Genomic DNA, 16588 nt, shown 5'->3' with positions numbered 1-16588 from the left:
GGGCCTTTGAATTTGGCAATCAAATTTTTCTTTCTAGCAAACAGATTGGCTGCCCAAAGCAAATATGTGATTCTTATAACTCTTTGTGCATAGTTTGCGCCGAATTTTGAAGCTCTTATTAAGAATGCCGCTTATGCCATTCTTTAATTTGTTCAAGTCGCTTCTTGAAGCGCTCCTCATGACCCTGAATTGTAGGTACATAATATTCATGACCTTCTAAACTAGGCGGCATAGTTTTCATTGTAGTTAACTTATCCTTAGTTTGATGAGCATATTGGTAACCTTTGCCATAATTTAAATCCTGCATCAACTTAGTTGGTGCGTTGCGAATCTGCAGGGGCACAGGTTCATCAATTGTCTTTTTAACGTCTTTTTCAGCAGCTAGACGGGCTTTATAGACCGCATTTGATTTCGGTGCTAAAGATAAATAAGTTACAGCCTCAACAAGGTGAACGTCGCATTCTGGCATCCCTAAGAATTGACAAGCTTGAAAAACATTGACTGCTACATTTAACGCGTTTGTATCTGCCAATCCAATATCTTCACTGGCAAACCGCACTAACCTACGGGCAATATAGAGTGGATCTTCACCACCTTCAAGCATCCGCGATAGCCAATAAATGGCCGCATTAACATCACTATTACGCATCGATTTATGTAGAGCAGAAATAATGTTATAGTGTTCTTCACCATTTTTATCATACAAAACCGATTTCTGTGTGATTAACTGTGCCAAACTGTCCATAGTCACGTTAATCGTATTATCATTTTTATTGCCATTTAAAACGGCCATTTCCAATGTATTAAGTGCCGTTCGCGCATCACCATTGGCAAACTTAGCAATTGAACTGATTTCCTGCTCACCGATTTCTACTTTCAACTTGCCAAAACCATTTGGGTTATTGATAGCTCTCTTAAGTAAATTAACAATGTCTTTAACTTCAAGTGGTTTTAAGACAAAAACCTTGCATCGCGAAAGCAACGCTGAATTGACCTCAAAAGAAGGATTTTCAGTAGTTGCACCAATTAAAGTAATACTACCGCGTTCAACATAAGGCAAAAAGGCATCCTGCTGGGCTTTGTTGAAACGATGAATCTCATCGATAAAGACCAACGTTTTTTGACCAAGTTGACTTTCTTCTTCAGCCTCTTTCATAATTTTACGGATTTTACTAATACTGCTATCAACGGCGCTGAAACTATAAAAACTGGACTGACTTTGTCGCGCAATAATTTCCGCCAAGGTCGTTTTACCCACTCCAGGTGGTCCCCAAAAAATCATTGAACAAAGTTGATCACTGTCAATAATTTCCCGTAGAATTTTCCCCGAGCCAAGTAGTTGTTCTTGGCCTACAAACTCATCCAAGTTTTTTGGTCGTACACGGTTGGCTAAAGGTTCATTTGCTGCATTATTTGCAAATAATGATTGTTGTTTCATGCTAATATCTTCTTTTTTTAATTTATTCCACCTTGCTCTTATTATACAAGTACTTATCATGTTTACTAAATAAATATTACTGGTCAATTTTTAACTTAAGCAGTTCAAGTTTACCAATAATTATTGCAACTTAAGAAATAACCTTTGCGCTGGCAGTCCTTTCAACAAAATTATTTTTACTAGTATATATAAAGTGACTAATTGATCTTTGTATCAATAAAGCTTGCAAATTATTCAGCAAAATAAACAATTGCTAGCTGAAAATTCCTAATTAAACACAAAATCAAGACTAACCAGAGCAAGCAAAGCAAATCTAGCAAGAAAATAAATACCCAGTAAGAGCTTGAATCACACAACAAAAACGGGAATGTTACCGGTAAACAACCAAGAGATTGCCCTTTTGCATGATACACTTGATCATACTCAAAAGTTACTGGATCAATCACTACAATTACATAATGACCGAGATAAAAGTTGATCAGCTTAAAAAGATTTCTAATACTTCTAACAAAAAAGAAAAAGACCACCAAAAATCATGGTGATCAAAATTATTTTGATTACTCGATTATTTAAACTTTCAAATGCTACATAGTAATAAAACTTATGTATTATATTAGATAAACAAAGTAATCATATCTGTTACCAAATTAGCCCATGTTTGAGACATACCAACACTACGACATGCTGAATAAATAATATGCTCTGTAGTTCCTGCATAATGATCAATTACTTCTAGAAAACCAGCAAGACCTCCACCAAAATATTTTTCAATCTTATTTTACTATAGCTTTTGCTACTTCAGTGGCACCAATTCGTGTATCTACTTTAGGGGCTTGTTCAGCAAGATATACAATATCCTTATCCGAAAGCTCTTTTTAAATCTTCATCAGTAAACTGACGTACTTGCTTTAAAACCACTTTTGCATCTGCTAGATCTTGTGGTGTAAACACTACATTTTCTGATAGATCATATTCGGTATCTTGCTGAGAAACTTGTTCAATGTCATCACTATCATTAGTCTTAATTAGCAAGAATAGCCAAAATTTGACCGAGAATTAATAGACTTCCACCTAATGTTGTATATTTTAAAAAATTATTTTTCTTCATAATGTATGCTTCTAAAATTAATTATTTTCTTTTACTTTTTAATAACTCTAAAACAATTATTATTACTTGTTGAATAAGCCAAAGTAATAACGAATAAATAGATATAACACCCAGTAAAATATTTTTCCCATCTAAGTAATAGAAAACCATAAAGACGAAGAACATCGTTAAATAAATACGTTCCGAATAAATTACAACTTTGTGATCAACTAAGTAATCTATTTCAGAAGAAGTTGATTTTTGATTTTTACTTGTGGAACATAATGCTACTGCTAATGTTAATAGTCCTATTATTATTTCCCTTGGACTACGCCAAGGAGAAAAATCTTTTATCGCAATTATTATTAATATAATACCTATTAAAAAAGGAAAAATTTTGCTAGGTTTTATCTTCATAATCTACTCCTATAGAATTTAACGATAAGAATTGGTAATCGATCCAATAGATCATGCCATTTTTGATTCCTTAATCTTTGTTTTCTTGTATAAATTTTTTAATTGTTTGCTATATTCTTCCATTCCAATCAAATTAAAAAAATCAATTATAATCTGACAATCTTCCTGTCCCTTTTTACAACTTTGTCCTGTTGGCTATTTGCGTGCTGTCTTGATAACGGAAAAAGACCTCCGAGCTAATCTTTTTTAGCTTGAAGGTCTTTCTTAACTTCAACTCTTGCATTTTTAAGTATTCTTGTTATACCTAAGTATTCGTTGAAGCTAATCTCTGACCGTACCAAAGTTCTGGATTAGCTTTTTTCATACCCCGATTTCTTACTTGTATAAGAAATGGGGTATTTTTATTTGCATTTAATAAAACAATCATAGCATAAAATGCGTAGCAACTATTTATTTTGTTCACTAGTTGCCAAGTTTAGTTTTTGCTGTTCTTTTTCAGCAGTAAGTTTTTGTAACTGTTGCTCCCTATCGTCTAATTTATTAGTCAGTTGATCCACTTGTTTCTCAAGCTTAGCGACTTGACCGTTTAGGTTAGACAAAATATTGTCAATCATTTTACTATCTATCTGCTTGACATTACTTGTATTATGTTTGACAGCTACTGACATGTAATATTGCTTGATATTTTTGACTGCATTATCATCAAAAATATACTGTCCCATAGCGTTTTTTTGTGGTTTCTTGTCACTGTCTAGCTTTGCTATTATTTGGTATAACCTTGCCCTGCTTAATCCAAGTTCATTAACAAGCTCTTTAGCTGTTATTTTACTCATCAGTTTACTGTCTCCATTTACATATAATGTCTAATATTTACTATCTAATTAGTATCATCTTAACATTTAAATATAAATAGAAGAAGTTTTTTATTACAAAACTACATAAGCATTATCCCCTGAAACATAAACTGTTTTACCGTCATATTTATCTTTTAATTCAAAGTAATTATTTATTCGTCCGACTATATCATACAATTTATTAGGCTCAAGCTCTTCAACTTTAATTCCAGCTGCAGTTGGTGATAAGACAGCAAAACTGTTATTTGAAATAATTTTGACTTGTCCAGGTAAATTTGTCTTTAGCGCTAGTGGATTACTCTTACTGAACCCATCACGACCATCTACCCATTGACCATTACCTAATTCTAGAGCACCATTTTCTTCACTGAATACTGCCCAACTAGACCCATAATTCAAATGTCTAATAATCCTAGTTAGGTCTGAACCATCATACAAATTACAACCAGTAGCCGTAGTTACCACAAATACCCGTTTAACATTCCATTTAACTACTGGATGTAGCGAAACAATACTATCTTTGGGTGTTGTTAACCAATCTTGCCATTGTTCTCTAGTCCAATAACAAATATCTAAATCAACTGCCTTTTGACCATTACCCCAACCTGCTAGACGACCATTACCGCCAGCATATTGAAAAGCCGCCCAATTCCATTGATGAACCAATTTACCGTATAAACTATGTGGTTGAAAGCCAGTTGTAATACCATTATTATATTGAGCAACCCATAAAGGATATTTGGCAGCAACTGTCGTCCAGTCCTTACTATTTTCAGTACTTAATGCCATATAAAGCCACGGCTTAGTGCCTGTCTTTTGGTAGACATAATCTAACCATTGTTCAACATTAGTAGTAGTCCATTGATTAAGTGCAGTTGCTTCATAATCAAGTATCGGAATTGCTTGACCAATATAGGGCTTAAACACTTGTAAAAAGTAATTAGCTTCACTAATTACGTCACCACCATTTGCAAAGTGATAAGCTGCTTTTAAATCAGCTGTTGCTATTTGAGTTACTCGATCAGGATTAGTGTAATACGTTCCCTCAGTAAACTTTACAATCACAAAATCTTGTCCTAATTGGGGAAACCCTGTTTGATAAGGACTAGCTAAATCTACACCATTTAGCATTTAATCACGACCTGACTTAATTTGGGCTTCATCGGAGACAAAACCCATTGTATCAGGTAAGTTTGTATTTACATTCTTACCATTCTGCTGGTCGTATACTGTTTGAATTAAGCCAGCTGCCACATTTTGTTCTAATGGAACATTCAATTGGCTAGCCTGCTTGACTAAAGTATCTGTTGCTGTCTGCTTCTTCTCAGCACCAGATTTATCCGTTTTAGTCGCTTCATTATTAACTAAAACTTGGGCAATTTGATACCAAATAGTTAATTTATCAGCTAACGGCTTATCGTGTTTCTGAATATAAGGGTAAAGTCCTACAAATAGAAAGGCAATAATTACCATTAGTGTACTCAATGACTGCAAAGTTATGGTTAAATTACTCATTGCAATTACACTTTCTTTTTTCTCTTTTTGGCTGCTTCTACCTGAGCTGCCTTTAATTTACGTATTTCGTCTTTTAAGCGATCTATTTCATCTTCATCATCACGATATTTGCCATGAAAATATTGGACATCATCGTACAACCGCTTACGTTCTTCTTCATCAGTTTCATGTTTGGACTTTACGCGCCACTGATAGAAATTAATCAACATTGAAACAAGTCCACCAAAGGCGGTAGAAGTTAGCAGCATTAAGATAGTTTTATTCACTGTTACCAACTCCTTCCCAATATCATTGGATAGATGTTTATTTATTAAAAAAGTCTCGTGCAGCAAACAAGCTGTGTGAGACTTTTTTATTTATAGCTCATTTAGTAAAACTATTAATTCTAACTTGTAAAGTACATTACCAAGTAATTTCATAAATTCTACTATGCAAGGTTGTACCTGCAGTTTTATCATGATAAGAAACTGTTAAGTAAATATCATTAGGTCCAGCCACCTGTATACTTTCAAACTCAGTAAGAAAACCGCTACGCTCTAGGACAGAAGTATTATTTCCATCAGTATTATTAGCATTTAAATCGATCACTTCCCATAAACTGGTATCACCTTTTGCACCATACGGGATTTTAAAAATTCTACGAGTCTGAGCTTCTAATTTTCCATTTTTATTACTCTTAGGTGCTTTTTCACTTGAAACATAAATATTTTTATCTTCGTCTATATCAAACCCTTGGATTGAGTCAACTTTTTTAACAAAATCCTCAACTTTAAACGCATAATAACAAGTAAATTGATCAAGCGGATAATTAGTAGTTCCATATTTATTAATGGCCGCATTAATCTCGTTTACCGAATAAAAGCCAAAATGCGCTGTTTCGTTATTATCAATAGTGGCAATCAGCATCCAAGTATATTCAGGAGAAACTGCTCCTTCAGATCTAACTAGATCAGTACCTGGATAGACAACACTACCATCATCATATCCAGAACCTGCCCTATTAAGAGCTGATAATCTTGGTAACTCTGTATTTTTTGAATATACTTGATTAGCAAACTTAACCCGAGCAATTTGTGAAGCCCAATACTTATCAGTACCTGGACTATTTTTAGGTTTAGTTCCAACAAACCATTCACCATTACCATTGGGACCTGCATATTCCCAAGTCTGAGTATGTGCTCCAGCAGTACCACCAACTTTAATACCTTTCAGATATAATCGATAACCATTCTTAGTAAACGTGGTATTAAGACCATTTTTAAGTGCTCTATAAACTACAGTATCTGTTCCCTGTTTTAATTGTTGTAATTCATAAATATACTTTGTTGCTACGTTACCTTTTTGGACAACAGTATGATGAACCCCATTTAATTCGTATTCTAGATGTGGAGTCACATTTCTTATATTCTTCATATTTAAAAGCCTTTCTTTAACAAAATACATAATTATGTATCCCTAATCTTAAGATCAAGCTAAATATATCAGGATAATAGGAATTATGCCGCTTACAAGCGGCATAATAGGAATTATGCAAGCCCAAAGACCTAAAAAAAACAATGCATGGGTATGCATTGTTTTTTGCTTTATTTAACTAAATTTTATTGCTTTACATCAATTGCAGTGTTAATTGGAGTTACATCAGTTGCCGTATTTACTGGAGTTAAATGTTTACCAAAAAGATACTCAACGTCTGAAGCCTTAATATACTTAAACTCAGCATCTTTATAGAATTCTGTTCCTTCATAAAACAATTCTGCTTTATTTAAGCTCGGAACCCAAATATACCGTAAACTCTTGACATCTGTCTCGTGACCTTCTGCAATAGTTGGAAAAGCACTATCACTATCCTGAATACCATGAATATTATATATTGGACTCTTCCTTATAATACGTACACTCGTAAAATTACTATATGGTAGGATAACTTGCCTTGGTATTGAACTTTTCTTAATATCTGCCCTCAAAACGAATTGCTGCTTATTATTTTTTAAGCGAAATACTTCCATATATGAATTTGACAAACCAAGTATATCCATTGAACCAGCTAAACTAACTCTATCGGAGGTGCGGTCAATTACTATTTTGGAGTCCTTCTTAATATACTTATTAGTAAAATTCCCTTGCGAATCAATTATTCTAGCATTATTACTTCTGCCTACTCCAGATTCTGTTATCTTCGCTAGCCGAACAGTAGCATAATTTGTATACAAACTATAACTATCAATTTCTTGAACATTAGCAGCTTTTATATAACCACCATGGCCAATACTATAATATTCCTGTCCCTTGATTGTTTTATATGGTAAATAGAACCAGTCCTGAAAATTTTCTTTATGGAAGGAGTAACGCTTTGTATCCGGATTAGTTATTGCTTTAACCTGATCAGCATACTTAACTGTCGCCCCTTTTTTAAGTAAGCCATTACTTCCCTGGTAAGAGTACAATTTTTGCCCTCTTTGATTATAAATGCGCGTGTTGTGGTTTAATGTTAAGGTACCGTCTGTTGCAATTTTATTTTGCGTTTGGTCAATTGTTTGTGCTGCATGAGCTTGATTAAGACTAGTGGTAATTACTGGCACAGTTGCCAAAGCAACTGCCGCTAAACTAACTATTAATTTTTTACTTTTTTTCATTTTTTATACCTCATAATAAAAAAATAATATATTTACTAAATTATAGTTTATACTTCAAAGTAATAAGTTTCTACTATGCTACCAAACAAAAGAGTGAGTAAAAATATCTACTCACTCTTCTTTTATTTCACTAATAAGTCACCCAGCTACTTACCAATTAGAAGTACCGGTGTTTCTGATAAATCACTATGCTTTAAATAACCTTTTAATTGTTTAATTGAAGTATCAGCTATTTGCTTATTCTTACCAGTTAATTCGCTAGCTAACGTTTGCGCTTGCTCTAATAAAGCCGAAGTAGGTTCATTATTATCTTTAGCAACCATTACTTTTAGTTCAGCATTAATTAGTGGTTGTAAGTCCTTATTAAATAGATTTTTGTTATAAATACCATTCACGTAATTTGTGTAGCCTTTATATTTACCATCCTTAGAAATCAAATCAACGGAAATGCCGTTTTTGATGGTTGTCAACTTTCTAACCTTAAATAGTGTATGATTCTTAACAAACTTCTTTAGTAACTTTCGGCTGTATGATTTACCACCCTTGGCTGCTGTATTCTTATATAATACACCTTTAACAGCATAAGGTAATACAAAAACATACCCAGCTTTAGCTAACCTCTTAGTCCAAGCTTTATTAGTTACAAGCTTAGGCTTTTCTATTTGTGCAGCATGGACTGTAGTATTACCTGTGGTAGCGAACAGTTGTCCCGTCGATACTATCGTTAAAACAACCAAGACTTTAAATATTTTTTTCATATGCTCTTCTCACTAATACCATTTATGTAATATTCCTTAAATTATTATAACATATTTTAAAAATATTGTATATAAATTTTAAAATATACCACTGTCAACTTAACATAATGTGCATTATCGGAAGTAGGTAAAAAAGCCCGCAGAATTAGGTCTAATTTGAGCTTTAAAAATAAGTTTGTGAAATTTAATCTGTATAGCATATAAAAAGCCCAAATTATTGGGCTTTTTATTTTAGCTATTTTTTGGATTTCACAATTAGACCAATCAAAAAAAGCGCAAAATTTTCTTGCGCTTTTTCCTGCAACTTTACTTAAAAATCTTAAGTATTTCTTTAAGTAAATCTTTCAACTTATCAAGTAAGTTTACCAATTTATCTAAAGCAATTCCAAGTTCCCGCAAAGCAGGTGCTAAATTAGTAAGTAATATGCAAGTAAGAGATAATAAAACCACGTATTTTAGCATTACGCCCACCTCCTTTCATGGAAGTTAATCGGACTTCCTGAGATTGCGCACTAAAAAACGTGCATTATCATTTTACCATGCTATAATTACTCATAAGAGATAATAAACTACGATTTTAGTAGTAAAACGTGCAAGCGACTTAATCAATCGCAAGCCGGCTGAGCGATCCCAAAAGGGTCGCTTTTTGTTTCTTTTTTAAAAGAAAATCGTGGCCAGACGATAAAAAATAAGCATTAGTCCCACCGACTTTTGCTTATTTTTTTCGTCATGAAATTTTAGACATTACGCTGTTTTGCCCAAATTGAATTAAGCAGAAATGGCACTAGCTTTTTCTACTTTGCCCCCTGATAAGGGCGTGTGATGTAGTGATATAAACTTAACGCATGTCACACATCCAAAAATTGGCAAGCTGCCAAAAAAATTTTGAACAAAATAACCCCAATTTGCAGTTTTACAATGCGGTGATACACATGGACGAGCTTGGTTCGCGCATTCAAAAGGCGCACAGCAGCACAGCAGGGAGTAACCGTTAAGCCGATCCGTCTAACTGAACTAGTGCGTAAATATGACATTGAACGTGAACCAAGCTTAGCCAATCAATTAAAAAACGTCCACGAATACCAGCAGGCTATGCGTGCCGTTGACCAAGCTCAAACCTTATCTCTGCAACAAAAAAATAAAAGTGTTGCATTAGGAGTTGAATTAACTGATCAAAAAATTGTTAGCCAAGAATTAGACCACCAAATCAAGCACATCCACAAAAACTTATTCAGCAAAAACAGCAATTAGCGTAAGAGAAGCAAACCCTTCATATGCAAGCCAATACTCAAAAATACTTGGTCTAAAGTTGTAGAGCACATTGGGCAACATTTCCACCAACAATAACCTAACTTAAGTCACTTTGAACACCACTCAAAGCTAAAACAGGAATTATTTCTTCTAAGATCACCCCCACATACGTGGGGAACACGTATTCATGACTTGTGATTACATTGTAATCATGGGATCACCCCCACATACGTGGGGAACACAAAGTTCTTACTGATATACCAGCGTTTTTTAGGGGATCACCCCCACATACGTGGGGAACACTTATTTATTCTGTTAATTTGGTAGCTACCATCAGGATCACCCCCACATACGTGGGGAACACATTCGCTCCTTATTTTTCTTATTCCATTTTTCAGGATCACCCCCACATACGTGGGGAACACTCATTCCATTCATCAGCATCTCCAGTTAAATCAGGATCACCCCCACATACGTGGGGAACACTTTTCTTTATATAAAGTATAACATTTTATACTAGGATCACCCCCACATACGTGGGGAACACACCAATCAAGACGAACAATATCATTCAAACTAAGGATCACCCCCACATACGTGGGGAACACAATTATTGTATACTGTATACAATCTATTGTATAGGATCACCCCCACATACGTGGGGAACACGAAAAAGGCTAAAAAACCTCAAACGCCAAAGGAGGATCACCCCCACATACGTGGGGAACACCCGTTCTAGCAATTGCAAAACGGATTGTCTAAAGGATCACCCCCACATACGTGGGGAACACCTAAAAATGGATCCCACATCTTCATAATTTTGGGGATCACCCCCACATACGTGGGGAACACTTTCATTTAATAATTTCAAACTCCCACTTGTAAGGATCACCCCCACATACGTGGGGAACACAATTACTGTTTTAACTGGTGTTGAAAATGACTAGGATCACCCCCACATACGTGGGGAACACAACTATAGTAGAACCCTTATAATTTGATAGCAGGGATCACCCCCACATACGTGGGGAACACCAAATGGCATGACCACTATTCTCTGGTACAAGGGGATCACCCCCACATACGTGGGGAACACAAAATATATAAGGTAATACTATACATAATAATAGGATCACCCCCACATACGTGGGGAACACTAAATACATGATGACTAAAGATTTATACCATTAGGATCACCCCCACATACGTGGGGAACACCCGTGCTGTTAATTAATCTTTGCTCATCAGTCAGGATCACCCCCACATACGTGGGGAACACCACAAGTTAAAGGCAAAAAGAGTTCAAGTTTCAGGATCACCCCCACATACGTGGGGAACACTCCGTATCTATCTTCGTCTACATAGACGTCAAAGGATCACCCCCACATACGTGGGGAACACTTTTATGATGTCCATTTTTCATGGATTTAGTTAGGATCACCCCCACATACGTGGGGAACACTAGGTTTACTTTCTTTATTTACTCTATGATATAGGATCACCCCCACATACGTGGGGAACACAAAGTTTTAAAAGACTGTTGACAAAATTGTATAGGATCACCCCCACATACGTGGGGAACACCTGACTTAATTGTTCTACATGGATAAGTAAACAGGATCACCCCCACATACGTGGGGAACACTGTCTTCTCAACACCTTTTTGGGTGTAAACCAGGGATCACCCCCACATACGTGGGGAACACAGTAAAAGATCCTTGTTATACCTTTATTTTTAAACTTTAATTTTTCCGTTTTCCATCAGTTTGTATAACAACTGCAACGTAGCCTTAGCATCAGATAGTGCATTATGTGGCTTTGAATTCTTAATATTATAAAAATCTAAAATAGTTGCCAAACGATAATTATCAATAAATTTTTCCACTTTTTTAACAACAGGTAATAAATCTAAAGTTTTATTATCCGGTTCTTTTAAATTTACAAATCTATAGCCGTACATAAGAAAGGATAAATCAAACTGTAAATTATAGCCAATAATCGTGGCAGAATTAACAAACTCAGTTAGTTCTCTAAGAGCTTGATCTAAAGTAACCCCATCTTCTTTTAATAATTGTGCTGTTATACCGGTTAATTTGGTTATTGCCTTAGGAACTACAGTATCAACTTTAATTAATCTATAAAAACTATTACACTCTTTATCATTAATTTGTTTAACTGCTCCAATAGAAATAATTTGATCTTTACCGGGGATTAGACCTGTTGTTTCAATATCAAGCGAAACAATTTGCTTATTGTCTTTAGTTACTCTCCGCTTTTCAAGCTTTTGTGTTGCCATTCTAGCACGATGAAATTTAGCTGCATTGCTAAACCCATGTTTTTCAAAACCTGATACAGCAGTAGAATTAATATGCATCATTAATGGAATGCCATCAAAATCAACAACTTTATACGTCTTTCGTGTTGTCTTAATCTGATACCCTAATTCATTATTTGTATTATAAACCATTGTAGCTTCGCCATTGCCTATATTTTTAACCACTCTGTCCCATAACAAATCACGAATCCTTGCACTCAAATTACCAACATAAACTCCAGTTTGAATTTCTTGATACCACTTAGTTAAATCTCCTCTCAAAGATGCTGGTACTTTGGTTAAAGTAATCACTATCATGTGTCATCTTCCTGATCTAGTTCATGGTATTGAACCCCAAATTTTTGTAAGCCTAATTTGTCATCCCAAAGATTTATAACATCAATATTATTAATCTCATCAGTTACATTCAAAAGATTCTGTAAATCTTTTACCATTCTTACCAGTAACTTACCATCTGTAAATGCATCCCGCATTGCCAATCTTGTTTTTGCAGCAATATCTTTATCATTGCCATATTTTGCTGTAACTTTAAACGCAACGGGAATTGAAAACTCAGCCTTGTATAGATCAGCAAAGTCATACACAAATGCTAAATCATGTCCCGTATGCACAAAACCTAAACCAGCAGAAGCACCCATTGCTACAATAACACTATAGCTTAAACCATATAAAGCCTGGTGCGCTTCTGTTAAAGCTTTATTAATCGGTGTCCCTGCTTCAAAATTATCGGGATTATATTCTCTTCTGGTCCATAAAACTCCCGTTGCCTGGGATTGCTCACGATAAATTTTTCGCACTCTACTGCCCTCTTTACCTCGCAATTCCTGCATCGTTAATCCTGATACATCTTCATTAGGGAAACGCATTTGATACATTTTTCGAGCTACTGCAACTCTTGATCGTGTATTAGAAACTAATTTGGCTTGTGCTTCAAGAAGTCTTGATGAATGATTCAAAGAACGCCCGTGAGCATATTGTCTTACACCTCGTTCTCCTACCCAAACAACAGCCATACCAGCAGTACCAATTAATTCCATGGCACGGTGTGTAATATCTACCCCAGGTCCGAGCATTAAGACACTCACGATTGCTGCGGGAACAAAAGCTGTTCCACGACTATCAGTTATCATGAGTGCACTATCCTGCCGATTCAGCTTTGCATGTTCAAAATAAAGAAAAGTTAATCGATCCTTTACTCTCGCTAGCTCAGGTAAATCAGGCTTTCTGGCACCAAACTTTTCAGTCATTATTCTTCCCAGGTATCACTGTCATCAGACCCATACCAAATGCTTTTTCACGGCCAATGCCATTTATTAATGCCTGTTTAAATTGATCTGCATCTTCTACACGTAACCGACCTTCAAAAGTTACTCTGCTAAGTCGCAGTCTACGTCCACTTCTATAAGATAATAATGGCCAATCGCGACTAACAATATCAAAAGTCGATTTATCAGTTGTAGTTCCCAATTGAAAACCTAATTTTTGAGAACGCCCAATTAACCATTTTCGCTGATAATCTACCGTAATATGCGGAACAACTCGTCCCTGCTTTACACCTGGTTGAAGCACAGTATGAGTAGGATTAGCCGTTAATCTAAATTGCAGTAGTTGTCCCTGTTTTATGCTATTAAGCAGTCGATCATAGCTCTTAGTAATGACTGTATTAGCAACACCATAGCGTAAAAGTTGTTGTTCATCAGGAATATTTTCACTTAACAATAACAGGTACTTTTCCCCATTTAGTTGATCAATTCGCCATAAATGCCGTAATCTTTTGCCATCATTAATTTCATCAGGAAAACTTTGCTCTACCCAATTGTGAAAAGCAGAAAGTTGCGTTAAATCTTTCGTTTTTTGCCGATTAGCAACATCAATTTGAACTCTTGATAAATACATTTCTGCTCCTTTCTATAACGGCGACATCGCATCATGCTGCGTATTTTGCTTAAAAAGCGGATTACGTAATTCAACCTGTGTTGTGGTAATAGGACGTGACTTATACTGGCGCGCTTTTGAATCAAGTGAAAGTACGTGATCCTTGACCAAACTTGTTCTGTTAGTAGACAGCAGATTAGCATCAGCAACGACTTGAATTTTTACCAATTTATCAGCACTATGTCTTTTTTGATACCAATTAGAAGCCTGCCAAGGTAAAGCTTTTAATGCCGTAACAGGATCTTTATCAGGAAATTCAGTTATCTGTAATACTCCGGCTGGTATATTGGAACGACGTCCTAAAAATAAGGCATAACGAGGATGCTTTAAAGCATATTTAATGCGGTCAATATCGTCTGGGCCTCCGCTAATGGCCACCACAAAAACAGCATCTTGGAGATATTCACGATAGGTGATTTTTCGTGTACCAGTTTTCCATTCAACGGTTTGGAAATCCGTTAACATTTTACCTGGCTGGTCAATACGCACGGCAAATTGTAATTTATTTAATTCTTGCACTCGTTCGTCATCACGGCTATATCCTAAAGCGGCAGCAATCATGCCGACTATTGCACTTTTTGAAGGATAATCACTTGATGTACGTCTTTCAAAGGTTGCTTCATTGCCATAAGACTGCAATGGTGCTGTGAGTCTAATTGTTAATGTTTTCATCTGCTATTGCCTTTGTTAAAGCGGTAGTAATCTGCTCAATTAATTCGGTCAACTTACCAACTTGGTTGAATTGTTTATCTTCCGCTAATCCAACTTGTGATAATGTAATATTAAATAGAGGTTCTTCAACTAATTTGTTAGCAGATTGATAGGCTTGTTGCAATTTTTCAATTGACTTTTTGACATAACCATTCTTAGTAGTTACAGGTTCTTCAAATGCGGATACTAAATTCACCGGTGTATCAGTACGCAAAGTCAGCATAATATAATTTGGCAATGTCTTGTTAGCAAAGGTATTTTGTTTTCCCGTTGGCATTGACAAAATAAAGGCTTTAACAAATGCTATGATACTTTCAAGAGCATCTTTTTGATCAAGATTCTTAATTAGGTCTTTAACATTAATGTTGGCATAGCGGTACAAAGTAGCCGAATCATATTCAATCGTCCCCAGCATTGCAGCACCATTTGTATCATCTGCTTGTAAGTCATCAAGTGCAGTAAAGTAATCATATTCTGGCATAATTTCATGAGTTGAGATTACATGGGCTACTTGTGCTGATGCATCAACATTTAGCTCCGGATTGTCTGCAACCATGCGACCAAACAAGGCTAAATCTAATGAATTATCTTCCTTGAAAATCTGCTTGATTGCTTTTTTATCATCTTTATTGTCAATTTTATCATGATTAAGGGCATATTCTGCTAATTTATTAATTTGTCCCGGACTAACAAATAACAAAGCACCAGTTGCCATTTTACCGGTATCTTTATCTTTTTTAACTTTAATACCAGCAGCAGTCAAAATAGCAACAGCTTTATCCATAGCCGTTTTTTCATCTAGACTAGTGTCTAATTTTTGGATTTGCTTTGCTAGATATACAGCAATTTCTTTTGTTCTTGTCCCAACTGTGACCTTTTCTTTTTTAAAGTAATTACGCATTGCTCTTTTCCAGCTTTGAGATGAAACACGAGCACGTGTTACTCCACCATAAAACGCTGTTTTAGGTGCGCCGGTATCATCACGGTTAATATTGGATGATGGTACTGTCTGGATCACATTAAGATCTAAAAATAAATTCTTTTCATTCATTATAATTACTTCCCTTCACTTAAATCATTATTATGGCCAAAATATTCTTCACCCCATGCTAATCTGACCTCATTAGCACAATGATAATTCCATTGAAATTTATATAAATCTTGCGCCAGCAAGGGAAAATCAATCTCTAATGTCTTATTATCATTACTCTTTAGTATTTCTACTAGATGAACTAAAGAATTCAATACGCTGTCAATATTTGTTGTTGCTAGCAACACCTGTACACGCCGATCTAATGCTTGTTTTACTTTTTCGTCTTGTCTTAGTCTGGCAAGCGCCGTAAATAAGCTAACACCAGCCGATGAGTTTTCTTCTTTTATTGAAACAAACTTATCCTGGCCCTGTTGAAAAATCGCATAAAAACGTATAGCAGCATAAATAGCAACTTCACCTGCTGTTGGTTTACCATTTTTACTCAAGTATTTGTGGGGTAAATAATCCATTATGATTGGCCAGGCCTTTTGTGCCTTAGGACTAGTAAGCTTAGAAGCCCCCCTTAATGCCGCCAGAGTTGCTTTATCAAGATCACCATTATTATAAAGCCGCTCAATAATTTTATTAGCTACTGCTTTAATTTTATAATCATCTGCCATA

The 16588-nt window shown here is 35.4% G+C and carries 19 protein-coding genes and 1 CRISPR repeat array; of the genes, 2 read left to right on the top strand and 17 right to left on the bottom strand.

Features of this window, described 5'->3' with window-relative positions:
* Window positions 1–118 precede the first annotated feature (118 nt).
* On the bottom strand, window positions 119–1438 hold the full coding sequence (locus F5ESL0246_RS00610) for a replication-associated recombination protein A (protein WP_122017622.1): 1320 nt from the start codon (window positions 1436–1438) through the stop codon (window positions 119–121).
* A gap of 343 nt (window positions 1439–1781) precedes the next feature.
* Here F5ESL0246_RS00610 and F5ESL0246_RS08420 point away from each other — a divergent pair, with 343 nt between their 5' ends.
* Complete coding sequence (locus F5ESL0246_RS08420) at window positions 1782–1916, top strand: hypothetical protein (RefSeq protein ID WP_255409418.1); 135 nt, start codon at window positions 1782–1784, stop codon at window positions 1914–1916.
* A gap of 380 nt (window positions 1917–2296) precedes the next feature.
* Here F5ESL0246_RS08420 and F5ESL0246_RS08165 read toward each other — a convergent pair whose 3' ends face one another.
* The 10 genes from F5ESL0246_RS08165 to F5ESL0246_RS08160 form a co-directional block, all read right to left on the bottom strand.
* The gene (locus F5ESL0246_RS08165) at window positions 2297–2470 is read right to left on the bottom strand and encodes a hypothetical protein (protein ID WP_158592776.1); all 174 of its coding nucleotides are present in this window, start codon (window positions 2468–2470) and stop codon (window positions 2297–2299) included.
* 97 nt (window positions 2471–2567) lie between these two features.
* Entirely contained in the window at window positions 2568–2942 is a 375-nt protein-coding gene (locus F5ESL0246_RS00605) for a hypothetical protein (RefSeq protein ID WP_122017621.1), read from the bottom strand.
* Between the two features lie 446 nt (window positions 2943–3388).
* Entirely contained in the window at window positions 3389–3775 is a 387-nt protein-coding gene (locus F5ESL0246_RS00600; RefSeq protein ID WP_122017620.1) for a hypothetical protein, read from the bottom strand.
* 93 nt (window positions 3776–3868) lie between these two features.
* Window positions 3869–4927 carry a GH25 family lysozyme gene (locus F5ESL0246_RS00595; protein WP_122017619.1) on the bottom strand — a complete coding sequence of 353 codons (1059 nt, stop codon included), beginning with the start codon at window positions 4925–4927 and terminating at the stop codon, window positions 3869–3871.
* A complete protein-coding gene (locus F5ESL0246_RS00590) occupies window positions 4928–5311 on the bottom strand; it encodes a phage holin, LLH family (RefSeq protein WP_122017618.1) in 384 nt (127 codons plus the stop codon).
* A gap of 5 nt (window positions 5312–5316) precedes the next feature.
* Entirely contained in the window at window positions 5317–5577 is a 261-nt protein-coding gene (locus F5ESL0246_RS00585) for a hypothetical protein (protein WP_122017617.1), read from the bottom strand.
* Between the two features lie 136 nt (window positions 5578–5713).
* Window positions 5714–6724 carry a helveticin J family class III bacteriocin gene (locus tag F5ESL0246_RS00580; RefSeq protein ID WP_122017616.1) on the bottom strand — a complete coding sequence of 337 codons (1011 nt, stop codon included), beginning with the start codon at window positions 6722–6724 and terminating at the stop codon, window positions 5714–5716.
* A gap of 185 nt (window positions 6725–6909) precedes the next feature.
* Window positions 6910–7944, bottom strand: a complete 1035-nt coding sequence (locus tag F5ESL0246_RS00575) for an SLAP domain-containing protein (RefSeq protein WP_122017615.1) — start codon at window positions 7942–7944, stop codon at window positions 6910–6912.
* 146 nt (window positions 7945–8090) lie between these two features.
* Entirely contained in the window at window positions 8091–8702 is a 612-nt protein-coding gene (locus tag F5ESL0246_RS00570) for a hypothetical protein (RefSeq protein ID WP_122017614.1), read from the bottom strand.
* A gap of 306 nt (window positions 8703–9008) precedes the next feature.
* Window positions 9009–9164: a hypothetical protein gene (locus F5ESL0246_RS08160; RefSeq protein WP_158592775.1), complete on the bottom strand. Its 156-nt coding sequence runs from the start codon at window positions 9162–9164 to the stop codon at window positions 9009–9011.
* A gap of 480 nt (window positions 9165–9644) precedes the next feature.
* Here F5ESL0246_RS08160 and F5ESL0246_RS00565 point away from each other — a divergent pair, with 480 nt between their 5' ends.
* On the top strand, window positions 9645–9953 hold the full coding sequence (locus F5ESL0246_RS00565; RefSeq protein WP_122017613.1) for a hypothetical protein: 309 nt from the start codon (window positions 9645–9647) through the stop codon (window positions 9951–9953).
* Window positions 9954–10105: 152 nt separating this feature from the next.
* Window positions 10106–11659: direct repeats of the CRISPR family, unit length 29 nt; unit sequence AGGATCACCCCCACATACGTGGGGAACAC.
* Window positions 11660–11688: 29 nt separating this feature from the next.
* On the opposite strand, the gene cas2e is transcribed toward F5ESL0246_RS00565, so the two are convergent.
* Genes cas2e through casB form a run of 6 tightly spaced genes read right to left on the bottom strand, consistent with a single transcriptional unit; the run spans window position 11689 to window position 16587 of the window.
* Window positions 11689–12585, bottom strand: coding sequence for a type I-E CRISPR-associated endoribonuclease Cas2e (cas2e, locus tag F5ESL0246_RS00560; RefSeq protein WP_122017612.1), 897 nt, complete (start codon window positions 12583–12585; stop codon window positions 11689–11691).
* Complete coding sequence (gene cas1e, locus F5ESL0246_RS00555; protein WP_122017611.1) at window positions 12582–13535, bottom strand: type I-E CRISPR-associated endonuclease Cas1e; 954 nt, start codon at window positions 13533–13535, stop codon at window positions 12582–12584. Before cas1e ends, cas2e begins: the two co-directional genes overlap by 4 nt.
* Entirely contained in the window at window positions 13528–14184 is a 657-nt protein-coding gene (gene cas6e / locus F5ESL0246_RS00550; protein ID WP_122017610.1) for a type I-E CRISPR-associated protein Cas6/Cse3/CasE, read from the bottom strand. Before cas6e ends, cas1e begins: the two co-directional genes overlap by 8 nt.
* Window positions 14185–14196: 12 nt before the next feature.
* Entirely contained in the window at window positions 14197–14895 is a 699-nt protein-coding gene (cas5e, locus tag F5ESL0246_RS00545; protein ID WP_122017609.1) for a type I-E CRISPR-associated protein Cas5/CasD, read from the bottom strand.
* Complete coding sequence (cas7e, locus tag F5ESL0246_RS00540; protein ID WP_122017608.1) at window positions 14876–15985, bottom strand: type I-E CRISPR-associated protein Cas7/Cse4/CasC; 1110 nt, start codon at window positions 15983–15985, stop codon at window positions 14876–14878. The genes cas5e and cas7e overlap by 20 nt, the downstream gene beginning before the upstream one ends.
* Before the next feature lie 5 nt (window positions 15986–15990).
* Window positions 15991–16587, bottom strand: coding sequence for a type I-E CRISPR-associated protein Cse2/CasB (gene casB / locus F5ESL0246_RS00535; RefSeq protein WP_122017607.1), 597 nt, complete (start codon window positions 16585–16587; stop codon window positions 15991–15993).
* Window position 16588: the final 1 nt, after the last annotated feature.

Source organism: Lactobacillus sp. ESL0246 (assembly GCF_003692965.1).
Lineage (GTDB): Bacteria > Bacillota > Bacilli > Lactobacillales > Lactobacillaceae > Lactobacillus.
The sequence above is the reverse complement of the archived record's forward strand: the minus strand, read 5'-3'. Positions and strand labels throughout refer to the sequence as shown.